This is a genomic window from Aliiroseovarius salicola, assembly GCF_027891095.1.
In the GTDB taxonomy this organism is placed as follows: Bacteria; Pseudomonadota; Alphaproteobacteria; order Rhodobacterales; family Rhodobacteraceae; genus Aliiroseovarius; species Aliiroseovarius salicola.
In genome coordinates this window covers 68,219-91,073 of the sequence record NZ_JAQIIO010000007.1, presented here as the reverse complement: position 1 = coordinate 91,073, position 22,855 = coordinate 68,219, and the positions used below count along the sequence as shown (strand labels likewise).

21 protein-coding genes and 1 tRNA gene are annotated in these 22,855 nt (G+C 57.7%); 12 read left to right on the top strand and 10 right to left on the bottom strand.

Going from position 1 to position 22,855, the window contains the following annotated elements; genetic code table 11:
- Positions 1 to 31: 31 nt before the first annotated feature.
- The 5 genes from O2N63_RS13370 to O2N63_RS13355 all read right to left on the bottom strand — a co-directional run bounded on the left by O2N63_RS13370 (position 32) and on the right by O2N63_RS13355 (position 3,290).
- Positions 32 to 1,159 (bottom strand): beta-ketoacyl-ACP synthase III, encoded by a 1,128-nt coding sequence (locus O2N63_RS13370; RefSeq protein ID WP_271054779.1) that lies wholly within the window; start codon positions 1,157 to 1,159, stop codon positions 32 to 34.
- 155 nt (positions 1,160 to 1,314) lie between these two features.
- Positions 1,315 to 1,962: an RluA family pseudouridine synthase gene (locus O2N63_RS13365; RefSeq protein WP_271054778.1), complete on the bottom strand. Its 648-nt coding sequence runs from the start codon at positions 1,960 to 1,962 to the stop codon at positions 1,315 to 1,317.
- Between the two features lie 285 nt (positions 1,963 to 2,247).
- Entirely contained in the window at positions 2,248 to 2,784 is a 537-nt protein-coding gene (locus O2N63_RS13360) for a hypothetical protein (protein ID WP_271054777.1), read from the bottom strand.
- The gene (locus O2N63_RS17580) at positions 2,771 to 3,106 is read right to left on the bottom strand and encodes a DUF6538 domain-containing protein (RefSeq protein WP_408629819.1); all 336 of its coding nucleotides are present in this window, start codon (positions 3,104 to 3,106) and stop codon (positions 2,771 to 2,773) included. Before O2N63_RS17580 ends, O2N63_RS13360 begins: the two co-directional genes overlap by 14 nt.
- Positions 3,107 to 3,203: 97 nt before the next feature.
- A tRNA-Leu gene (locus O2N63_RS13355) sits at positions 3,204 to 3,290 on the bottom strand.
- A gap of 164 nt (positions 3,291 to 3,454) precedes the next feature.
- On the opposite strand from O2N63_RS13355, the gene O2N63_RS13350 reads away from it, so the two are divergent.
- Positions 3,455 to 4,435 carry a complex I NDUFA9 subunit family protein gene (locus O2N63_RS13350; RefSeq protein ID WP_271054776.1) on the top strand — a complete coding sequence of 327 codons (981 nt, stop codon included), beginning with the start codon at positions 3,455 to 3,457 and terminating at the stop codon, positions 4,433 to 4,435.
- Between the two features lie 66 nt (positions 4,436 to 4,501).
- Here O2N63_RS13350 and O2N63_RS13345 read toward each other — a convergent pair whose 3' ends face one another.
- On the bottom strand, positions 4,502 to 5,305 hold the full coding sequence (locus O2N63_RS13345) for an undecaprenyl-diphosphate phosphatase (protein ID WP_271054837.1): 804 nt from the start codon (positions 5,303 to 5,305) through the stop codon (positions 4,502 to 4,504).
- 244 nt (positions 5,306 to 5,549) lie between these two features.
- Here O2N63_RS13345 and O2N63_RS13340 point away from each other — a divergent pair, with 244 nt between their 5' ends.
- From O2N63_RS13340 to queG, 5 genes are all read left to right on the top strand, one after another.
- Complete coding sequence (locus tag O2N63_RS13340) at positions 5,550 to 6,983, top strand: NAD(P)-dependent oxidoreductase (RefSeq protein ID WP_271054775.1); 1,434 nt, start codon at positions 5,550 to 5,552, stop codon at positions 6,981 to 6,983.
- Positions 6,984 to 7,053: 70 nt separating this feature from the next.
- On the top strand, positions 7,054 to 11,592 hold the full coding sequence (gene gltB / locus O2N63_RS13335) for a glutamate synthase large subunit (RefSeq protein ID WP_271054774.1): 4,539 nt from the start codon (positions 7,054 to 7,056) through the stop codon (positions 11,590 to 11,592).
- 237 nt (positions 11,593 to 11,829) lie between these two features.
- Positions 11,830 to 12,504: a monofunctional biosynthetic peptidoglycan transglycosylase gene (gene mtgA / locus O2N63_RS13330; RefSeq protein WP_271054836.1), complete on the top strand. Its 675-nt coding sequence runs from the start codon at positions 11,830 to 11,832 to the stop codon at positions 12,502 to 12,504.
- 60 nt (positions 12,505 to 12,564) lie between these two features.
- The gene (gene fzlA, locus O2N63_RS13325; protein WP_271054773.1) at positions 12,565 to 13,230 is read left to right on the top strand and encodes an FtsZ-binding protein FzlA; all 666 of its coding nucleotides are present in this window, start codon (positions 12,565 to 12,567) and stop codon (positions 13,228 to 13,230) included.
- Between the two features lie 14 nt (positions 13,231 to 13,244).
- Positions 13,245 to 14,327, top strand: a complete 1,083-nt coding sequence (queG, locus tag O2N63_RS13320; protein ID WP_271054835.1) for a tRNA epoxyqueuosine(34) reductase QueG — start codon at positions 13,245 to 13,247, stop codon at positions 14,325 to 14,327.
- 2 nt (positions 14,328 to 14,329) lie between these two features.
- Here the strand turns inward: queG and O2N63_RS13315 are convergent, their stop codons facing one another.
- The 3 genes from O2N63_RS13315 to O2N63_RS13305 form a co-directional block, all read right to left on the bottom strand.
- Positions 14,330 to 14,758 carry a hypothetical protein gene (locus tag O2N63_RS13315; RefSeq protein ID WP_271054772.1) on the bottom strand — a complete coding sequence of 143 codons (429 nt, stop codon included), beginning with the start codon at positions 14,756 to 14,758 and terminating at the stop codon, positions 14,330 to 14,332.
- A 3-nt stretch (positions 14,759 to 14,761) separates the two neighbouring features.
- Positions 14,762 to 15,190: a hypothetical protein gene (locus O2N63_RS13310; protein ID WP_271054771.1), complete on the bottom strand. Its 429-nt coding sequence runs from the start codon at positions 15,188 to 15,190 to the stop codon at positions 14,762 to 14,764.
- Positions 15,191 to 15,328: 138 nt separating this feature from the next.
- Entirely contained in the window at positions 15,329 to 16,195 is an 867-nt protein-coding gene (locus O2N63_RS13305) for a branched-chain amino acid aminotransferase (protein WP_271054770.1), read from the bottom strand.
- 250 nt (positions 16,196 to 16,445) lie between these two features.
- On the opposite strand from O2N63_RS13305, the gene O2N63_RS13300 reads away from it, so the two are divergent.
- From O2N63_RS13300 to dxs, 6 genes are all read left to right on the top strand, one after another.
- Positions 16,446 to 16,961, top strand: coding sequence for a MarR family winged helix-turn-helix transcriptional regulator (locus O2N63_RS13300; protein ID WP_271054769.1), 516 nt, complete (start codon positions 16,446 to 16,448; stop codon positions 16,959 to 16,961).
- A complete protein-coding gene (locus O2N63_RS13295; RefSeq protein ID WP_271054768.1) occupies positions 16,954 to 17,652 on the top strand; it encodes a response regulator in 699 nt (232 codons plus the stop codon). The genes O2N63_RS13300 and O2N63_RS13295 overlap by 8 nt, the downstream gene beginning before the upstream one ends.
- A gap of 199 nt (positions 17,653 to 17,851) precedes the next feature.
- Positions 17,852 to 18,787, top strand: coding sequence for a histone deacetylase family protein (locus O2N63_RS13290; protein WP_271054767.1), 936 nt, complete (start codon positions 17,852 to 17,854; stop codon positions 18,785 to 18,787).
- The gene (locus O2N63_RS13285; protein WP_271054766.1) at positions 18,784 to 19,026 is read left to right on the top strand and encodes an exodeoxyribonuclease VII small subunit; all 243 of its coding nucleotides are present in this window, start codon (positions 18,784 to 18,786) and stop codon (positions 19,024 to 19,026) included. The genes O2N63_RS13290 and O2N63_RS13285 overlap by 4 nt, the downstream gene beginning before the upstream one ends.
- The gene (locus O2N63_RS13280) at positions 19,027 to 19,881 is read left to right on the top strand and encodes a polyprenyl synthetase family protein (protein ID WP_271054765.1); all 855 of its coding nucleotides are present in this window, start codon (positions 19,027 to 19,029) and stop codon (positions 19,879 to 19,881) included. It begins immediately after the preceding gene.
- A 24-nt stretch (positions 19,882 to 19,905) separates the two neighbouring features.
- Positions 19,906 to 21,834 (top strand): 1-deoxy-D-xylulose-5-phosphate synthase, encoded by a 1,929-nt coding sequence (dxs, locus tag O2N63_RS13275; RefSeq protein WP_271054764.1) that lies wholly within the window; start codon positions 19,906 to 19,908, stop codon positions 21,832 to 21,834.
- A gap of 144 nt (positions 21,835 to 21,978) precedes the next feature.
- Here dxs and O2N63_RS13270 read toward each other — a convergent pair whose 3' ends face one another.
- Positions 21,979 to 22,815: an SDR family oxidoreductase gene (locus O2N63_RS13270; RefSeq protein WP_271054763.1), complete on the bottom strand. Its 837-nt coding sequence runs from the start codon at positions 22,813 to 22,815 to the stop codon at positions 21,979 to 21,981.
- Between the last annotated feature and the right edge of the window lie 40 nt (positions 22,816 to 22,855).

The following is a 22,855-nucleotide window of genomic DNA, read 5'->3' as shown; positions in this document are numbered from 1 at the left end:
GTATCTTGGTTTTCGTTGAGCAAACTGTCACTTACCCCCGCCGCACCACAACCGACCCCACAGAATAACCCGCGCCAAACGAACAGATCACCCCGGTGTCACCGGGCGCCAGATCGTCGGAGTATTTGGAAAATGCGATGATTGACCCGGCCGAGGACGTGTTGGCGTAGTCTTGCAGGATGTTGGGTTGCTCGCCCTCTTCCGGCACGCGACCCATCACTTTCTTCCCGATAAAATCATTCATGGTTTTGTTGGCCTGATGCAGCCAGATCCGTTTCAGATCACCCTGCCCCACACCCAGCTCTTCCATTTGGCCGAGGATGTGTTTCGACACGATCGGCAGCACTTCTTTGAACACTTTGCGGCCATTCTGCATGAACTGCATGTCGCGGCGATCCGGCAGCTCGCTTCCCTCTTCGCGGGTCCGGCGCAGGAAACCGTTGTTGTTGCGGATATTGTTGGAAAACTGGGTCAGGCATTTGGTGCCAAGGATCTCGAAATGCGCGCCCTTGGCGTCCTCTTTACGCTCCAGCACGGTCGCGGTGCAGACATCGCCAAAGATGAAGTGACAATCCCGGTCGCGCCATTCCAGATGGGCCGAGCAGATCTCAGGGTTGACCACCAGCGCCTTTTTCACCGAGCCAGAGCGGATCATGTCAGCGGCGGCCTGAATGCCGAAGGTGGCCGAAGAGCAGGCAACATTCATGTCAAACCCAAACCCCCCCGCGCCCAGCGCCTGCTGGATTTCGACCGCGATGGCGGGATAGGCGCGCTCGTGGTTCGAGGCGGCACAGATCACGAGATCGATCTCATCCGCCGAGACCCCGGACTTGGCAAGCGCCTGATTGCAGGCACCCAACGCCATCTCAGTCATGATCCCCGGCTCGTTGTCGGCACGTTCACGCAGCTTGGGATGCATCACCGCAGGGTCCAGCACACCGGTCTTATCCATCACATAGCGCTGGTGAATGCCCGAAGCATTGACGATGAACTCTTCGCTCGAGTGGCCAATCGGCTCCATTTCCCCCGCCGCGATCGCATCGGCGTTTTCGGCATTCACCCGGTCGGCATAAGCGTTGAAGGCTTGAACCAGCTCGGCGTTCGAAATGGTTTCGGTAGGGGTGAAGACACCGGTACCGGTGATGACGGGTTGGAACATCTGGACCTCTCTTGATGGGTCCAATCACTCAATCAAATAAGGGGGGAAAGGGCAAGGAGGGTGACGTTTCGTCAACTGACGTTTTCACCAGTCACAACACGCAAGGGGCTCTGCCCCTTGAACCCCGGGATATTTTCAGCAAGAGGAAAGTTGGATCAGAACGGGGTTTTGGCACGGAAATTCATACCCCTGCCGCCATCCGGGTGACGCAGGCGCAGGCTTTCGGCGTGCAGCATCAATCGGGGGGCGTTCAGGGCCCCACCGGTGGCGTAAAACGGATCTCCGAGGATCGGGTGGCCAAGCTCGAGCATATGCACGCGAAGCTGGTGGCTGCGGCCGGTCTTGGGAAAAAGGCGTACGCGGGTGTTGCCATTTTCATAGCGCATCACCTTCCAGTCGGTCTGCGCGGGTTTGCCGGTTTCGAAATTCACATGCTGTTTCGGGCGGTTGGGCCAGTCGACGATCAGCGGCAGATCCACCGTGCCTTCTTTCTCGGCCATTTCGCCCCAGACGCGCGCCACATAGGTTTTCTTCATCTGCCGCTTTTCAAATTGCAAACCCAGATGGCGCTGCGCGTGGGGAGTGAGTGCAAAGACCATCACACCTGAAGTATCCCTGTCGAGCCGGTGCACCAGAAGGGCTTCGGGAAACACCGCCTGAATGCGAGCAATTAGGCAATCGGCCAGATGCTCACCCTTGCCCGGTACAGACAAGAGCCCTGAGGGCTTATCGACCACAAGCAATTCATGGTCGTGGTGCAGAATCACCAAGGGGTCTTGCGGTGGCGCGTAGGTGTCACTCATGTATGGCGGGATAGCGGGGAGTGGCAGATGTGGCAAGGGAAGCATTGGGATGCGAATCCAAATCGCAAAATCACCCGATCTTTCGAGTGATGTATCATTACCATATTCGATAAAGATGTGGTGCCCAGAAGACCCATCATCTCCGTGTGGTGATCTCATAAGTTACTGTAAGACGGTAAAACACTGATCTGGGGAAATTGGTTACATTGTGCTTTTAGTTCTACGGTTTGTTCTACAGCATCAGCATGCAGTTTTCTTCATCGGCTGTAGAACATCGGCCTTAGCTCAACGAATAACAATCCGATTTCGAAATTCGTTGTAGGCAATCTCTTCATAAGGCTGGATTGGTTTTTGGGTCCAAAAGTAAACGGTAGTCATATAGCTATAAACTTTGTTCAGGCTGTCGGCGGTTTCTTCCAGTTCCGTGAGTGAGATTTTCTGCTTCTTGCCATTTAGCTCCGTGTACAAATACGCGGTTTCTTTGCAGCCTTCCTGACTGCCCTCCAAACCCGTCAGGCCATGTGTTAGTCGATTTCTGACATCAAGAGCTTTGTTCAGCCGAAGGTATGCCGCTTCAATGATTTCTTCATGCGCTGGACCTTCCACTGCGCTTTCTAAAAGTAGAGCTTTCCAAAGCTTTATTAACCGGGAAATCTGATGTGTTTTCTTTTTTTCGACGGCGGGGTGCAGGCGGCTAATCTCCCTTCGCAGGTCCTTCTCGGTCGATGACCACAGGAACATTATCCGGCCAATGATCGCGTATAGTTCCCATGTCAGAAAGGGATCATGTTTGACATGATCTCTGCTGTTAATCTCGTTCATCTAAACTTCTCAAAATCATATTGCTCGATGCTCTATATAATACGCACAAACCAACCAATCGCGAAGGCGAAATGTAGGGCCTCCTGAGGGTCGCTCCGGTGGGTGTAGGAATCGCAACAGACAGATAACGACTGAAAGTGGGATCATTGTCGACGCCCATTGCGAACCAATGATCATCCAGTTGTTCAGCGAATTTCTGCGCTCGCTTTTTGGCTAAGAATTCTGATTTGGCTCTCAGGGAAAAGCTAATCTTATTAGTTATGTAATGATCTGAAAGATGTTTCGGCACCCGGCGCACGAAGTAATAGATGCCGGACTTCATGAATGTGTATTTGAAGGAATTGTTCAACGATTTGTTCTACGGTTCGACTCCCGCGAAACAGCTTTTCGTTTAACTACAATATCTTATCGGGATTTAATGGTGCCCAGAAGAGGACTCGAACCTCCACGTCCATACGGACACTAGCACCTGAAGCTAGCGCGTCTACCAATTCCGCCATCTGGGCACGGTTGGTGAGGGGCGATTTAATGGGTGTTGAGGGGGGCGTCAAGCGGATAATGTCGGATTCTCAGAAAAAGCATTCTGCCTTGCTCATCCGGTCTCGGAAAGCTATTCATTTGCGCGAGATATGCGATATGCATCTGCGCGAGATTTGCAAGGAGGACTTCGATGTCCAAGCTAGTGACCATTTATGGCGGATCCGGGTTTGTGGGGCGCTATGTGGCGCGTCGCATGGCCAAGCAGGGCTGGCGCGTGCGCGTTGCCGTGCGTCGCCCGAACGAGGCGCTGTTTGTCAAACCTTACGGAGCCGTCGGACAGGTTGAACCGATCCTGTGCAACATCCGAGATGACGCATCGGTACGCGCTGCAATGCAGGGGGCTGATGCAGTTGTGAACTGCGTGGGCGTTCTTCTGTCAATTGGCAAGAACAGCTTTGATGCCGTGCACGCCGAAGGTGCCGGGCGCGTGGCCAAGATTGCCACCGAAGAGGGTGTGAACCAACTGGTGCACATCTCGGCCATCGGTGCCGATCCGGAAAGCCCCAGCGAATACGGCCGCACCAAAGCCGCTGGCGAAGCTGCTGTACAGGCCGCATATCCGGGGGCGGTGATCCTGCGCCCCTCAATCGTGTTCGGACAAGAGGACAATTTCTTCAACCGCTTTGCCGGAATGACTCGTTTTGGTCCGGTTTTGCCCATCGTTGGCGCAGACACTAAGTTTCAGCCTGTCCATGTTGATGACGTGGCCGCTGCGGTCGAAAAAGGCATTCTGGGCGAAGCCGAAGCTGGCATATATGAACTGGGCGGACCGAATGTGGAAAGCTTCCGCGAGTTGATGCAGCGCATGCTGGATCACATCCAGCGCCGCCGACTCGTCTTGAACCTTCCGCCAGTCGTGGCGCGCGTTCAGGCCTGGGCCTTTGATATGGTGCAGACTGTAACAGGCGGCCTCGTACCATCGCTTCTGTCGCGCGATCAGGTTAAAAACCTTGGCGTGGACAATGTGGTCAGTGAAGGGGCGAAGTCGTTTGCCGATCTTAAGATTGAGCCGAAAGCGATGGACGCCATTTTGCCGGACTATCTCTGGCGTTTCCGCGACAGCGGCCAATATGCCGACATCACGGCTTCTGCGAAGAACCTCAAAACCTGAGATCACGCAACATACATTCAAAAAAGGCGCAGCTTGGGTTGCGCCTTTTTTATTGCCGACGATCCGTCAGCTATAGGCGAAGAGCAAGAGCCCCAGCCCCAGCACCACGCGATAGATCACGTAGGGCGTGAAACTGACCGACCGCAGCAGACGCATCATCAAACTGAGCGCGAGGAGTGCTGAAACAAAAGAGAGCCCCGCAGCGATGGCTCCATCCTTGGCCGCCTGGATATTGGCATCGGCAATCACCTCTGCGCCCAACAGCACACCCGAGGCAAAAATTGTCGGAATTGACATCAGCATGGCAAGCTTCGCCCCATCTGACCGCTGATATCCCAGCGCGCGCGCGCCGGTGATGGTCACACCGGACCGCGACGAACCGGGTATAAGCGCCACGGCCTGCCACAGCCCCATGATGATGGCATCCCTGAGCGACCAATCCCCGGCAGTCTTGGTCTCTGCTCCCCTTTGGTCCACCACATAAAGAACGATACCAAACCCCAGCATGGTCCAGGCGATCACCTTGACCGAACGCATCGCGTCATCCAGCCCCGTCAATTTCAGCATCAAGCCAAACAGCACGGCAGGGATCGTGGCGATCATCAACAGAAATGCGAGCTTTGCCCCCGGCGTATCGATCCGCCCGGTGAGCATACGCGGAACACCCGCAAGCCCCATGCTCACATCGCGCCAGAAAAACATTATCACCGCCATCAGCGTGCCCAGATGGACTGCCACATCAATCACCTGCCCTTGATCGGGATATCCGGTCAGTACTGGCACCAAAACCAGATGCCCGGACGAGGACACTGGAAGGAATTCGGTGATTCCCTGTATGATCGCAACAAGGAACAGATGGGCGAGAGACATGGGGAAAAGCCTGTTTTCGTTGATTATAGGCAAGCTAAACTCCCTGACAGGAAAGGGAAGTGGAAATATATATCACCCTTTCTGACCTATTTTTACTGAACCTGCGAACTTTTTGGTGAAATAAATTACAAAAAGCGACATATAGGTAAGCATTATTGACTTTTCATTTTCTCCGGCCTTATTTACAAGGGCACACCCAGCCCGCGTTTCATCCGCGAAACGCTCTAGTGACGGAGAGCAAAGAATGGCCAAACAGCCGATGTTGAAATTTGTGAATGTCGACCGCGATATGCCCGAAAAGCGTTCGGCTGAAACTCGCAAAGAAGATTTTCAGGAAATCTATGCCGAGTTCGCCACCGCAAAGGCCGCTGAGCAGGCCAGCCGATGCAGCCAATGTGGTGTGCCCTATTGTCAGTCCCATTGCCCGCTGCACAACAACATCCCCGATTGGCTGCGCATGACCGCTACCGGACGCTTGCAAGAGGCTTACGAACTTTCGCAATCCACCAACACTTTTCCGGAAATCTGCGGCCGCATCTGCCCGCAGGACCGACTGTGTGAAGGCAATTGCGTGATCGAACAATCCGGCCACGGCACCGTCACCATCGGCGCGGTTGAGAAATACATCACCGACACCGCATGGGAACAAGGCTGGGTCGAAGAAATTGCCGTTGGTCCCGCCACCGGTCAAAGCGCGGCCATCATCGGCGCGGGTCCGGGTGGTCTGGCTGCGGCTGACGTGCTGGTGCGCGCAGGTCATGCCGTCACAGTTTACGATCGTCATGATCGCGCGGGCGGCCTGCTGACCTATGGCATCCCCGGCTTCAAGCTGGAAAAAGACGTGGTGATGCGCCGGGTAGAACTCTTGGAGCGCGCAGGTGTCACCTTCACCCTGAACACGGATATCGGCAAAGACGTCACGTTTGCAGACATCCACGCAGAGCATGACGCAGTGCTGATCGCCACTGGCGTTTACAAGACCCGCGACCTGCAAGGACCGGGTGCGGGCGCGACCGGCATTGTGCGGGCCATCGATTACCTCACCTGCTCGAACAAAACCGATTTCGGTGACACCGTGGCTGAATTTGAAAGCGGTGAGCTGAATGCCAAAGGTAAGAAAGTCATCGTGATCGGTGGTGGCGACACCGCCATGGACTGTGTGCGCACAGCCATCCGTCAGGGTGCGACTTCGGTCAAATGTCTCTATCGCCGCGACCGCGCCAACATGCCCGGTTCACAACGCGAAACGCAGAACGCAGAAGAGGAAGGCGTGGAATTTGTCTGGCTGGCTGCACCAAAAGGCTTCACCGGCGAACCGGTGAATGGCGTGATCGTACAAAAGATGCGCCTCGGCGCACCCGACGCCTCGGGCCGTCGCAGCCCCGAAGTGATCGAAGGATCAGACTACACAGAAGAAGCAGATCTGGTGATCAAGGCGCTCGGATTTGAACCGGAAGACCTGCCAACACTTTGGGATCAGCCGGACCTGCCGGTCACTCGCTGGGGCACCGTCAAGGCCGCCTTTGGCACCCACCAAACCGACATGGATGACGTCTGGGCTGTGGGTGACATCGTGCGCGGGGCGTCTCTGGTCGTTTGGGCGATCCGTGACGGCCGCGAAGCGGGCGCCAATATCGTCGAGACCTTGGCCACAAAAGCTGCACTCGCCGCCGAATAATCAGGACATATCAGGGGCATGCCGGGCCACATCAAAACTGTGCCGCCCACGCCCCATGAGGAGACAGAATATGACGAAATATGATGAAAACTGGGTCGCCCGCGAAGAAGCTAAGCGCGCGTATATGAGCGAGCACAGCCTCTATCGTGACGAAGACGAGCACAGCTCTTGTGGTGTCGGGCTTGTGGTCGCCACCGATGGTAAACCCACCCGTCAGGTGGTTGAAGCAGGCATCGATGCGCTGAAAGCCATCTGGCACCGCGGCGCCGTTGACGCCGATGGCAAAACCGGTGATGGCGCTGGCATCCACGTGCAGATCCCGGTTCCCTTCTTCTATGACCAGATCAAACGCACTGGCCACGAGCCGCGCCAGGACCAGCTGGTTGCCGTTGGCCAAGTCTTCCTGCCCCGTACCGATTTTGGCGCGCAGGAAGCCTGCCGGACCATCGTGGAAACCGAGATTCTGCGCATGGGCTATTACATCTATGGCTGGCGCCACGTCCCAGTAGACATCTCCTGCCTTGGTGAAAAAGCCAACGCCACGCGCCCCGAGATCGAGCAGATCATGATCTCGAATTCGAAAGGCGTGGATGAAGACACCTTTGAACGCGAGCTTTACGTGATCCGTCGCCGGATCGAAAAAGCGGCTGCCCAAGCCAATATTGCCGGCCTCTATATCGCGTCGCTCTCCTGCCGGTCGATCATCTACAAAGGCATGATGCTGGCCGAACAGGTGGCCGTGTTCTACCCGGACCTGATGGACGAGCAGTTCAAATCGTCCTTTGCGATCTATCACCAACGCTACTCGACCAACACCTTCCCGCAATGGTGGCTGGCCCAACCCTTCCGCATGCTGGCCCATAACGGCGAGATCAACACGCTGAAGGGCAACATGAACTGGATGAAGTCGCACGAGATCCGCATGGCCTCGTCCTTCTTTGGTGAACTGGCTGAAGACATCAAACCGATTGTGCCGGGCGGATCATCCGACTCCGCGGCCCTTGACGCGGTGTTCGAAGTTCTGGTCCGTGCGGGTCGCTCGGCTCCTATGGCAAAAACCATGTTGGTGCCGGAAAGCTGGTCGAAGCAGGCAGTTGAACTGCCGCAGGCGTGGAAAGACATGTATTCCTACTGCAACTCGGTGATGGAACCCTGGGATGGCCCTGCGGCCCTTGCCATGACCGATGGTCGCTGGGTCTGCGCGGGTCTTGACCGCAACGGGCTGCGCCCGATGCGCTATGTCGTGACCGGCGACGGGCTGCTGATTGCGGGGTCCGAGGCGGGCATGGTGCCCACCGACGAATCAACTGTCGTAGAAAAAGGCGCGCTTGGTCCGGGGCAGCTTCTGGCCGTGGACATGAAAGAGGGCAAGCTTTACCACGACACTGAAATCAAGGATAAAATGTCTACCGCCCAGCCCTTCGGCGAATGGGTAAACAAAATCCATGACCTCGAAGAAGACCTGTCAGACATCGAAGAAAAACCGCTCTTTTCGGGTGATGAGTTGCGCCGCCGTCAAGTGGCTGCTGGTTACACGCTGGAAGAGCTGGAGCAGATCCTCGCACCGATGGCAGAGGATGGCAAAGAGGCGCTGGCCTCGATGGGCGATGACACGCCGTCGGCCGTTCTGTCGACCCAATATCGCCCACTCAGCCATTTCTTCCGCCAAAACTTCTCTCAGGTGACCAACCCGCCGATCGACAGCTTGCGCGAATTCCGCGTGATGTCGCTCAAGACCCGGTTCGGCAACCTGAAAAACGTGCTGGATGAAAACGGTGGCCAGACCGAGATCATCTCGCTGGAAAGCCCGTTTGTTGGCAACGAGCAATTTGTCGCCATGACCAAGGCGTTCGAAGCGCCGATGGTCGAGATTGATTGTACCTTCCAAGCAGATGGCGGCGACGGCGCGCTGCAAACGGCTCTCGCCGAGATCCGCGCCCAAGCTGAAGAAGCGATCCAATCCGGTGCGGGCCACCTTGTGCTGACAGATCAGGCGCAAGGCGAAGATCGGATTGCAATGCCGATGATCCTGGCCACATCTGCCATCCACAGCTGGCTGGTGCGCAAAGGTCTGCGGACCTTTACCTCGCTCAACGTGCGCTCGGCTGAATGTCTCGACCCGCATTACTTCGCGGTTCTGGTGGGTTCGGGTGCGACCACGGTCAACGCCTATCTGGCCGAGGACAGCCTTGCCGACCGTATTGACCGGGGCCTGCTTGATTGCTCGCTGACCGAAGCTGTGCGCCGCTATCGCAACGCGATTGACCAGGGCCTTCTGAAGATCATGGCAAAGATGGGGATCTCGGTGATCTCATCCTACCGTGGCGGTCTGAACTTCGAAGCCGTTGGCCTGTCGCGCGCCATGGTGGCCGAGTATTTCCCCGGCATGATCAGCCGCATTTCAGGCATTGGTGTCTCGGGCATCCAGAAGAAACTGGAAGACGTGCACGCTGCGGGCTTTGGCACGGGCAACAAAGTGCTGCCGGTGGGTGGCTTCTATAAGGCGCGTAAGTCCGGTGAGACCCACGCCTGGGAAGCGCAATCCATGCACCTTCTGCAAAACGCCTGTGACCGCGCGTCTTACGCGATGTGGCAGCAGTATTCCAAGCGTCTGCAATCCATGCCACCAATCCACCTACGTGACCTTTTGGCGATCAAGCCAATTGGCAATCCGGTGCCGATTGAAGAGGTGGAAAGCATCACCGCGATCCGCAAACGCTTTGTGACCCCCGGCATGTCGCTGGGCGCGCTGTCGCCCGAGGCACACCGCACCCTGTCAATTGCCATGAACCGCATTGGCGCCAAGTCGGATTCGGGTGAAGGCGGCGAAAGCCCCGAGGATTTCACCCCAGAACCCAATGGCGATAACGCATCCGCCAAGATCAAACAGGTGGCATCGGGTCGCTTTGGTGTAACCGCCGAATACCTGCTGCATTGTGAAGAGCTTGAGATCAAAGTGGCGCAGGGCGCAAAGCCCGGCGAGGGCGGTCAGTTGCCCGGTATGAAGGTCACCGACCTCATCGCCAAGCTACGCCACTCGACCAAAGGCGTGACACTGATTTCACCACCGCCACACCACGATATCTACTCGATCGAAGATCTGGCGCAGTTGATCTACGACCTCAAGCAGATCAACCCACGCTGCAAGGTGACGGTGAAGCTGGTGGCGTCCTCCGGTGTTGGCACCATCGCCGCCGGTGTGGCCAAGGCCGAAGCCGACATCATCTTGATCTCGGGCCACAATGGTGGCACCGGGGCCTCGCCTGCAACCTCGATCAAATTCGCAGGTCTGCCGTGGGAAATGGGCCTGACCGAGGCCCATCAGGTGCTCGCCATGAACAATCTGCGCGAACGTGTGACGCTGCGCACCGACGGTGGGCTGCGCACTGGACGCGACATCGTGATGGCCGCGATGATGGGGGCTGAGGAATACGGCATCGGCACCGCCGCCCTGATCGCCATGGGTTGCATCATGGTGCGTCAGTGCCAGTCGAACACCTGCCCGGTGGGCGTCTGTACGCAAGACGACGACCTGCGCGCCAAGTTCACTGGATCTGCCGATAAAGTGGTGAACCTCATCACTTTCTACGCTCAGGAAGTGCGGGAAATCCTTGCCTCAATCGGCGCGCGTTCGCTGGATGAAGTCATTGGCCGCGCCGACCTTCTGTCACAGGTATCGCGTGGCTCGGCCCATCTTGACGACCTCGACCTGAACCCACTCCTCCTGACTGTGGATGGTGCGGATCAGATCACCTATGACCGGGATCGCCCACGCAACGCCGTGCCGGACACTCTGGATGCAGAGATCGTGCGTGACGCTGCCCGCTTCCTTGAAGATGGCGAGAAAATGCAGCTCAGCTATGCCGTGCAAAACACGCACCGCACCGTGGGCACCCGCACCTCGTCACATATCGTTCAGAAATTCGGGATGCGGAACAACCTGCAACCTGACCACCTGACCGTTAAGCTGACGGGTTCTGCCGGTCAGGCATTGGGTGCCTTCGCAGCTCCTGGCCTGAAGATCGAAGTGTCGGGGGATGCCAATGACTATGTGGGCAAAGGCTTGTCCGGCGGAACTGTGGCCGTGCGCCCACCAATGGCAAGCCCCCTTGTGGCGGCTGAGAACACCATTATCGGCAACACCGTGCTTTACGGCGCGACCGATGGGTACCTCTTTGCTGCGGGCCGTGCTGGCGAACGCTTTGCCGTGCGCAACTCAGGTGCCAAGGTGGTGATCGAAGGCTGCGGCTCAAACGGGTGTGAATACATGACTGGCGGCATTGCCGTGATCCTCGGATCCATCGGCGCCAACTTCGGGGCGGGCATGACCGGCGGCATGGCGTATCTCTATGACCCGGAAGGCGAAACTGCTCGCGTGATGAACATGGAAACGCTGGTCACCGGCCCGGTCGCCGTAGATCACTGGGAAGCAGAACTGAAAGAGCTGATCGAGCGCCACGTGGCTGAGACCGGATCCGTCAAAGCAACCGAAATCCTGCGCCACTGGGACAGCGAGAAAGCCAATTTCGTGCAAGTTTGCCCGAAAGAGATGCTCGACAAATTGCCCGTGCCCTTGTCGTACGAGGCCGAGGCAGTCCCTGCTGAGTAATTCAGCTGCAAACAAATGATACAACGCCCGCCTCCGCTGCGGGCGTTGTCATTTCATCCCTTCCTCTTGCTCCAAATATCCCGGGGTGAGTGAGCTTGCCTCGCGAGGGGCAGCGCCCCTCATAATTCGATCGGTTGACCCCCTGCCCCCCCTGTGGGAAAATTCACCGTGGCAAAGAAAAAGCAGAGCAAAAAACCCGCGAAGGGTAAAACAGGCAAGGCCAAAAAAAGGTCTGGCATTCACCCAATCCTTTGGTTGAGGCGGTGGATGCGCCGTGTTCTATTTGGAGCGATTGCCTTGATTGCCATTTTTGTTGTGGCATATGCGCTGATGAATCCTCCGACCACGCCCTATATGATCTCCGAAAAAATGCGTATTGGCTGGGTCGATCATCAGTGGGTGGACATGGATGAAATCGCGCCAGTCATGGCACGATCCGTGGTCGCTGCCGAAGATGCAAACTATTGCCTGCATTGGGGTTTTGACATGTCCGCCATCCGGGCGGCAATAGATGATGGCGGTGCACGCGGAGCTTCGACAATCAGTCAGCAAGTGGTCAAGAACACCTATCTCTGGCAAGGGCGGTCATGGCTGCGCAAGGCACTGGAAGCAGCTCTGACCCCTGCGGTCGAACTGGTCTGGACAAAACGACGGATCATCGAAGTCTATTTGAATGTGGCCGAGTTCGATAAAGGGGTGTTTGGGGTGGAAGCTGCCAGTCGACACTATTTCGATGTCGGGCCGGACAAGCTCACCGCTGTGCAGGCCGCGCGTCTGGCGGCTGTGCTGCCCAACCCCAAGGAACGCTCGGCCTCCAAACCGTCAACCGCGCTGCGCAAACGGGCCGTACAGATCTTGGACGGGGCCGCTACGATCCGCCGAGATGGGCGCGCTTCGTGTTTCGAGGATTGATCCCTTGGCCCAAAGCGGGCAATACGGAAACAGACCCTTCTAGAGAATACGCGACCTGACATGATCCGACTATTTCACGTGCCCCTCTCCCCGTTCTGCCGCAAGGTGCGCCTGTCGCTGGCCGAAAAGAAACTGGAAGTGGAGCTGGTCGAGGAACGGTATTGGGAGAAAAGCACCGACTTCCTGCGCCGCAATCCAGCGGGCAAGGTGCCGGTCCTGAAGATGGGTGGAAAGTTCCTGACCGAAAGCGCGGCAATCTGCGAATATATCGAAGAGTCACATCCGACGCCTTCCCTGATGCCGAAAGATGCAGATGCCCGGCATGAGGTGCGCCGCCTGGTCAGCTGGTTTGATGATAAGTTTCACAATGAAGTCACCTCGAACCTGCTCTATGAGCGGGTGAACAAGAAAGTCATGGGGGCCGGATACCCGGAAAGTTCGCGTGTCAAAGCCGGGGCCAAGGCAATCAAATACCACCTCGATTATATGGGCTGGCTTTTGGATCAGCGCCGTTGGCTGGCGGGGGATACGATGACGTTGGCGGATTTCGCAGCGGCGGCGCATCTCTCGGCGCTGGACTACATTTCGGACGTCGATTGGAACCGAAACGAGAACGTGCGTGAGTGGTATTCCAAGATTAAATCCCGCCCCGCTTTCCGCTCCATCCTTGCCGATCAGGTTTCCGGATTTCCGCCTCCTGCGCATTATGCGGATCTCGACTTTTGAGTGAACCGTCGGACATGGGGGGCTGTCTGCCCCCCACCCCCCCCGAGGATATTTCCAGCAAGAGGAAAGGCGCAATCGAGGCCAAAGCTCTGGCTGAGGGGTTCGCGGCCTTTGGTGTCTGCCGCCCGGATGCCACGCCCGAGACAGCAGAGCGTCTTGCGCAGTTTGTGGCCGAAGGGCGACATGGCGACATGGGCTGGATGGAAGAACGGATGCATTGGCGCGGCAGCGCAGCGGCCCTGTGGCCCGAAGCGCGGTCGGTGATCATGTTGGCGGAACCCTATACGCCAGCGCACAATCCGCTGGAGGTTCTGGGGCAACCGGACAAAGGTGCAATCTCTGTCTACGCACAAAATCGCGACTACCATGACATCGTAAAAAAACGTCTGAAGCGTGTCGGGCGCTGGATGGTCGAAGAATATGGCTGCGAGATCAAAGTGTTCGTGGACACGGCCCCGGTCATGGAGAAACCATTGGCAGCGGCGGCTGGGCTGGGCTGGCAGGGCAAACATTCCAACCTACTGTCGCGCGAGCTGGGCAACTGGTTTTTTCTGGGCGCGATCTTCACCACATTGGAACTGCCGGTTGATGAACCGGGACGCGAGAACTGCGGGTCTTGCCGGGCGTGCCTCGATGTCTGCCCCACCGATGCGTTCCCCGCACCTTTTCAGGTCGATGCGCGGCGCTGCATTTCCTATCTCACCATCGAGCACAAAGGACCGGTGGACGACGCGCTTCGTGGCAAGCTGGGCAACCATATCTATGGATGCGATGATTGCCTTGCCGCCTGCCCGTGGAACAAATTTGCCGCCGAAGCACAAGAGCTTCGATACGCAGCACGGGTTGATTTGATTGCGCCGGATCTGGCCGAGTTGGCACAGTTGGACGATACCGAATTTCGCACAAAATTTTCAGGCAGCCCAATCAAGCGGATCGGTTGGGGGCGCTTCATGCGCAATGTGCTCTATGCAATCGGCAATTCCGGGCAAAATGAGCTGGCACGGTTTGCCCGAAATCATATTGCCTCAGAGGATGAGGCAGTTGCAGATGCGGCACGCTGGGCTTTGCAAAGATTAAACGCGGCTTCATCCAACTGAAGTCACGATTTCTGCGCCATCCGATACGCTTCTACCACGCTTTGCACCGCGCGAGGTGTTTCGGTGAGGTGCATTGGCCCGAATTCAGACATACCCACCCTGTAGGACACCTGGATGCCGGATGACCCTGAGTGGGGGCGGATGACAACATGGGCATTGATCCCCTTTGACAGGAAGGCGGATCGCAATTTGTGCTTCACGTCGCTCTGGCTCACGACCGAACGCACGTGTTCTCCCCAATAGACTTCGATCAAGATATCATCACTGCCCACGAAGTAACCGCGCAACCTGTCCACCGATGCCGCGAGCGGGCGAAGGGACGGATCCCCGGTCCAGGCATAGTAGCTCAGCATTGATACGGTAGGGATGACAACCACTGCGACAATGGCAAAGACGTATTGGAACATTTGATACATGGGATAATCTCGCATTTACTATTCTTGAGCGATGAACGGAACATTCATCCGATAGGCCTCAACCGCTGCATTGATCCCCTGTGCGGCGCTGAACGCCGGAAAAGGTCCGATTGTCGAAGGGCCAACCTGATAGGTGACTGTGGGATTGGGTGCTTGAGAAGAAAAGGACTGCACCTCTACCACCACACCTTTTGCAGAAAACCCCCGTATGAGCGCACGCGCGAGTTCCTGCTGTGACGCGGCGCTTTGTTCAATTGTACCCCAATTCACATGGGCCTGAATGATCAGTCCTTCACCGCTTTCATCCTGCAAGGCTTCTTTTGTGATGCCCAAGGGGCGCATCGTTGGATCACCGGACAGGCGGTGCCACAACAATGACAGGAACGTGGGCAGAGACAGTGCCAGAATAAGCGCCCCGAGCACCCGAGCTGTCGCGACCTTTCGCATCCTGCGACCCTTTCCAAATTCACACTTGTGGTCTGCGCAGGATAGCCGCGACGGGTTCAGGATTGGTTAAAACGCAAGCAACCAACAAAAAAGCCCGGCGCAACGGCACCGGACTTTTATCTGTTCTGAATATCGAGGTCAGCTGCGCACGAGCTTCTCGTAGTCTTCAGCAATCTCACGGGTCAGCGCGCCAACCTCAAAGGTGTGCTCGCCGATCTGCCCCACCGGGGTCACTTCGGCGGCGGATCCGGTCAGCCAGCATTGTTCAAAATCGGCCAGCTCTTCCGGCATGATGTGACGTTCATGCACAGTGACGCCCTTGTCCTTCAGCATTCCGATCACGGTCTGACGGGTCAGGCCATTGAGGATCGCATCGGGAAGCGGCGTGTGTACGTCGCTATCTTTTACGAAGAAGACGTTGGCGCCGGTCGCTTCGGCCACATAACCGCGATAGTCCATGAACAGAGCGTCCGAGCAGCCTTTGGCCTCAGCCGCGTGTTTCGACATGGTGCAGATCATGTAAAGACCTGCGGCTTTTGCTGAGGTCGGGATGGTCTCGGGCGACGGGCGTTTCCACTTAGCGATGTCGAGCTTGGCACCCTTCATCTTGGCGTCACCATAATAGTCACCCCAAGCCCAAGCAGCGACCGCCATGCGAACCGGGTTACGTGCTGATGAGACACCCATGTCTTCACCAGCGCCACGCCACGCCACCACGCGAATATAGGCATTGGTGAGGTTGTTGGCTTCGACGACCGCCTGTTTGGCTGCTTCGATCTCGTCTACGGTGTAGGGGATGGGCATGTCCATCATCTCACCGGACTTCAACAGCCGTTCCGAGTGCTTGCGTGAGAGGAAGATCTTGCCCTCATAGAGACGCTCGCCCTCAAACACCGACGAGGCATAGTGAAGTGCATGGGTCAGGATGTGGACATTCGCGTCGCGCCAGTCGATCAGCTGGCCATCCATCCAGATTTTGCCGTCGCGGTCGTCATATCCGCTCATGGTCCGTTCCTTTGTGTTACGGGCAACGCGGAAAACAGCGCGCCCAAAGTCAGAATTGCCCGACTTTCTTGAGTTAGATTTTCGATTGTTGCGCCAAATAGGTCCGTACCGGACATAATGTTGCGCAAAAACTGAACATCGCTAACAATTGATTCTTGGAAAGTCAACAACACTGACATAAAATCAGAAACTGTAACATTTTTCGTGATGGGCTTGACCGGTGGTGCTTTGAAATGAAAAGGATTTCGCTATGACCGAGACGCGACCTTCTGCACTGCCCGGCGGGCAGTCATTGCTGTTTCTCACTGATGAGCAGCTGCGAAAAGGGATTGAGGCGATGTTTTTTGCCTATCGCGGGTTTACCGCTGATCCAGACCGAATTCTCGAAGAGAAATCCTATGGCCGTGCGCATCACCGGGCCATTCACTTTATCTCACGCAGCCCTGGCACCACGGTGAACAATCTTCTTTCGATCCTTGGTGTGACCAAGCAATCGCTCAACCGTGTGTTAAGAACACTCATAGAAGATGGGTTGGTTGAAAGTCGCGTGGGAACCCGTGACAAGCGGGAACGTCATTTATTTCTGACCGATGTCGGGGAAGCGTTGGAGCGCGAGCTTTCAGATGCCCAACGCACAAGGATGCGGGCGGCCTACCGCGAGGCCGGACCCGAAGCGGTGCAAGGTTTTCGCGCCGTCTTGGAGGCCATGATGGACCCAGAACTAAGACGTCATTTCAATCGATTGAAGGAGGCGCAAGATGGTTGATCTGGCCGACGCCCACTTGTTGATCATTGACGATGATGAGCGGATTCGCTCTTTGTTGCGCAAGTTTCTGATCCGCCAGGGGTTCTGGGTTACAGCCGCACGGGATGCGCAACATGCCCGCAAAATCTTGTCGGGGCTGGATTTCGACATGATCATCTGCGACGTGATGATGCCCGGTGAAGATGGGGTGGAACTGACCCGTTCATTGCGCGAGACGATGACGACGCCAATCCTGTTGCTCACAGCCAAAGGCGAGACAGAGGACCGGATTCGTGGCCTGGAAGCCGGTGCCGACGACTATCTCGCCAAACCCTTTGAACCCAAAGAGCTCTTGTTGCGCATCAATGCGATCTTGCGCCGCGTGCCTGCGGCGGTCGAGGTGGCCCCGACCACTCTGGGCTTGGGCGCGTTGCGGTATGATATCGAGCGTGGCGAACTGTGGTCGGGTGAGGAGTTGATCCGCCTGACCGCAACAGAAAGCCAGTTGATGAAGATCTTTTCCGCCCAACCTGGTGAACCGGTGTCGCGTGGATCCTTGGTCGAGCAGCTGGGACGAGATGAAGGCCAATCGCAGGAACGAGCGGTGGATGTGCAGATCACGCGCCTGCGCCGCAAGCTGGAGGCCGACCCGAAGCAACCGCGTTACCTGCAAACCGTGCGCGGGGCGGGATATATGCTCGCGCCGGATTGAGGCTGGTGGCTGGGAGCGCTGCCCCCAGACCCCCGAGGTATTTCTGGCAAGAAAAAAGAAGAGGTGGATTGGCAACCCTGTCAGGTCCGGAAGGCTTCTGTCTGACCTTGTCTGGCGTAAATCTCTCTTGGATGCCATCACCTCATAGGTTGCGGAGTGAGACCTTGAGATAAGGGGCAACCTGCCCTAGCCTCGCGATATGACAACGCAGCTTTACACCCATCCCGCCTGCCATAACCACGTTACGCCGCCCGGTCATCCGGAACAGGTAGCGCGACTGGTGTCGATTGACTCCGCTCTTGCAGCACCGCAATTTGCCGCGCTTGATCGGCGTGACGCCCCGATGGCCACGCCGGACAAGATTGAATTGTGCCATCCGCGCAGCCATTACGACCGAATCGCTGCGGCCGAACCGCAGGACGGTTGGTGGCAGTTGGATGGGGATACATACATGACACCGGGGTCTCTTGAGGCCGCGATGCGTGCGATTGGTGGCAACCTGGCCGCCATCGACGCGGTGATGGCCGGGGAAGCGCAGAACGCTTTTGTCGCCTGCCGCCCTCCGGGACATCACGCCGAAACCGAAACGCCAATGGGGTTCTGCTTATTCTCAACCGTGGGCATTGCGGCGCGATATGCGGCGGAAACACATGGGCTTTCGCGCATCGCAGTGTTGGATTTCGACGTGCATCACGGCAATGGCACTCAGGATGTGTTGTGGAACGAGGACCGGGTGTTGTTTGTGTCCAGCCACCAAAGCCCGCTTTACCCCGGCACCGGCGGGCGTAATGAGCAGGGCGCCCATGGGCAGATCCTGAACAAACCGCTCGAAGGCGGATCCGGCAGTGTGAAAATGCGTGAGACCTGGGACCGGGTGATCGACACGGCCCTGACCCGATATGAGCCGGAACTGATCCTTGTCTCCGCCGGGTTTGACGCCCATCGCGCCGACCCGTTGGCGGGGCTGAACTGGTCCACCGATGATTTCGCCTGGCTGGCCCGTCGGATCTGCGATCTGGCGGATGAAACCTGCTCGGGGCGGGTGGTCTCTTCTCTGGAAGGTGGCTATGATCTCGACGCGCTGGGCGAGAGTGTCAGCGCCTATATTGAAGTGATGATGGAGCGGGGCGGATGAGCGACACACCTGTGGCTGAAATGAGTTTCGAAGAAGCGATGCGCGAACTGGAGGCCGTCGTCGGCCAGTTGGAACGCGGCGACGTGGCACTGGACGCTTCGATCAAGCTTTATGAGCGCGGGGCCGAGTTGAAGGCGCGTTGCGAAAAGAAGCTCAAGGAAGCCGAAGAAAAAGTGGCCGCGATCACGCTGGATCAAAATGGCGCGCCCACCGGCACCACCCCGGTCGAAAGCGCATAAATGTTCAAGTCACGTCTGGATGCCACCTCGCAGGCGGCACGCGCTTGCCTGCATGGTGAGATCAGCCGCAAGGGCGCGCTGGCAGAGCCGATGAAATATGCGACCGGCGGCGGCAAGGGGCTGCGCGGTTTTCTGGTAATGGAAAGCGCCCACCTGCATGGGGTGCCGGATGGCCGTTCGGTCTGGGTTGCAGCGACAATCGAGGCGGTACATGCCTATTCACTTGTCCATGATGATATGCCCTGCATGGATGATGACGATCTGCGCCGCGGACTGCCCACCGTGCATAAGAAATGGGATGAGGCGACTGCGGTACTGGTCGGAGATGCGCTTCAGACACTGGCGTTTGAGCTCCTCACTCACGGCGCTATCGCAGACGCGCGGATCCCGCTGATCCGCTCGTTGACCGTGGCGGCAGGCCAGTTGGGCATGGTGCATGGGCAGGCGCTGGATATTGCGGCGGAAACTGCCAAAGTCCCGTTGACGCTTGATGAGATCACCCACCTGCAAGCGGGCAAAACCGGTGCGCTGATTTGCTGGTCGGCCGAGGCGGGTGCGGTGTTGGCCGGGGCGGACACGCAACCCATGACCGATTACGCAACCGCGCTAGGGCTGGCGTTCCAGATCTGGGACGACGTTCTGGACGTGGAAGGTGATGCCGCTGCAGTGGGCAAAGCCGTTGGCAAGGACGCCGATGCGGGCAAGGCCACATTCGTCTCTCTTCTCGGATTGGAAGCGGCAAAGACCCGCGCAGAGGACCTCATCACCAATGCCTGTGACGCGCTGTCGCCCTATGGTGAGCGGGCAGACACCTTGCGAGAGGCCGCCCGCTTCGTTATCCAGCGCGATAGGTAAACCCAAGGTAGCCAAGGAATACAAATGTCCCAGCGCCCGCATACGCCACTGCTCGACCTCATTTCGCGGCCCGCCGACATGAAAACCCTGTCGGATGATGAGCTGTGCCAGCTGGCAGATGAGGTGCGGGCCGAAACCGTGTCTGCGGTGTCTGAAACCGGCGGGCATCTGGGGGCAGGTCTGGGCGTGGTGGAGCTGTCCGTTGCGTTACATGCGGTGTTTGACACGCCGCGCGACCGTCTTGTCTGGGATGTGGGCCATCAGTGTTACCCGCATAAGATCCTGACTGGACGACGCGACCGGATCCGCACCTTGCGCGCCAAAGGCGGGCTGTCTGGCTTCACCAAACGATCCGAAAGCCCGTTTGATCCGTTTGGCGCAGGGCATAGCTCCACCTCGATTTCAGCGGCGCTTGGCTTTGCCGTGGCCCGTGATCTGGGGGGCGCGCCGGAACACGGGATTGGCGATGCGATTGCGGTAATCGGTGATGGGTCGATGTCAGCCGGCATGGCGTTTGAAGCGATGAACAACGCGGGCCACCTGAACCGCCGCCTGTTTGTCATCCTCAACGACAATGAAATGTCGATCGCACCGCCTGTCGGTGCTTTGTCGAGCTATCTGTCGCGCCTCTATGCAGGTGAGCCGTTTCAGGAGTTGAAAGCCGCCGCGAAGGGTGCTGTCAGCCTGCTGCCCGAACCGTTCCAGGAAGGTGCGCGCCGCGCCAAGGAAATGGTCAAGACCATGACCGTCGGCGGCACATTGTTTGAAGAGCTGGGTTTTTCCTATGTCGGTCCCATCGACGGGCATGATATGGAAAGTCTGCTATCGGTGCTGCGAACGGTACACGACCGTGCCACCGGGCCGATGCTGATCCACGTCATCACCAAGAAGGGTAAGGGTTATGCCCCTGCCGAGGCTGCCCGTGACCGGGGGCACGCCACCGCTAAGTTTGACGTTCCTACCGGCAAGCAACACAAGGCGCCGTCCAATGCGCCGAGCTATACTTCCGTGTTTGGCAAAGCGCTGGTGGAACTGGCCGGAGAGGACGACAAGGTCTGTGCCGTGACCGCCGCGATGCCGGATGGGACGGGCCTGAACCTGATTGCGGAACGCTATCCGTCCCGTTGCTTTGATGTGGGCATCGCCGAACAGCATGGTGTGACCTTTGCCGCAGCCTTGGCTGCGGGCGGCATGAAACCCTTCTGCGCGATGTATTCGACCTTTCTGCAACGTGGGTACGATCAGGTGGTGCATGATGTGGCCGTGCAACGCCTTCCTGTACGTTTCGCCATCGACCGCGCCGGGCTGGTGGGGGCCGATGGGGCGACCCATGCCGGAAGCTTTGACATTGCCTTCATGGCCAACCTGCCCGAAATGGTGGTGATGGCCGCCGCCGATGAGGCGGAACTGATGCATATGGTTGCCACCGCGCACAGCATCAACGACCGTCCTTCTGCGTTCCGCTACCCGCGAGGCGAAGGGGTCGGGGTTGAGCTGCCGGAAAAGGGTGAAGTGCTTGAGATCGGCAAGGGCCGGATGATCCAGCAAGGCGCGCGTGTGGCGATCCTGTCCTTCGGCACACGCCTTGCCGAGGTGGAGAAGGCCGCCGAAGCGCTTGCTGCCAAAGGCATCACGCCGACCATTGCGGACGCCCGTTTTGCCAAACCACTGGACCGGGATCTGATCCTGGATCTGGCCGCGGATCACGAAGCACTGATCACCATCGAAGAAGGCGCCGTTGGCGGGTTTGGCAGCCATGTGGCGCAGCTTCTTGCAAATGAAGCCATATTCGACACCGGGCTCAAATTCCGTTCGATGGTGCTGCCAGACACGTTCATCGACCATGCAAACCCCGCACGCATGTATGAAGAAGCTTGTCTGTCGGCGAAAGACATCGAGGCCAAAGTGCTTGATGTTCTGGGGGTCGCGCAGATTGGCGAAAAGCGGGCGTAACGCTCCCGCGCCTTTTCTTCCTTCGGTTCGACAGGCTTGGACGTGGCTCACTTTGTGATCCTAGGGGCGCTGCCCCTCGCGCTATGCGCTCACCCCGGGATATTTCCGGTCAGAAGATGAGCGTTGCCCGATGGGAGGACGGTGTCATTCACCAGCGTTCAGAAGAGCAGCCAGCCCAGTCTGGTAATCGGGGTAAAGAAGCTTCACGCCCAGCTCATTCTTGATGCGATCATTGCGCACCCGTTTTGATTCCGCGTAAAAACTGCGCGCCATTGGGGTCATCTCAGCCGTGTTGAAATCTTCTGCCGGGGGCACTGGAAGGCCCAGGAGTTCGGCGGCATGGGCCAGAACATCTTCGGGCGGGGCGGCGATATCATCACAAACGTTGTAAATCGCCCCGGGATTGGGCTGTGCAATTGAGGCCGCGAGAACCTGAGCGATATCCTCTACATGGATGCGCGAGAAAACCTGATTTTTCTTGATGATCCGCCGCGCGGTGCCTTTGCGCACCTTGGCAAATGGCCCACGTCCAGGGCCGTAGATCCCTGCCAGTCGGAATATATGCAGGGGCAGACCGGTTTTGGACGCCAGATCCTGCCAGGCGGCTTCCGCAGTGACGCGCATCTGGCCCCGTTTGGTGGCCGGGGTCAGCGGAGTATTTTCGTCCACCCATCCGCCATCATGGTCGCCATAGACGCCAGTGGTCGAGAGATACCCAACCCAATCCAGATGCGGCGCGGCGGCAATGATTTGTTCGTGCGCTCCACGCAACGTGGGATCACCCTCGGCGTCCGGCCCTGCCGAAATCAGCAGATGAGTGGCGCGGCCCAGCGCCTCCGAGAGATCTTCGCCCGGCCAGAGGATCGTCCTCTCGCGACCTTCACGCGAGGTTCCGATAACCGTCCAGCCCTGAGGCTTCAACACGCGCGCCAATGCCTGCGCCGAATAGCCATATCCGAAGATGAATAACGTCTTTTCCATGTGCCACATGTAGCGTCACTGCATCCGCAGGGAAAGGCCC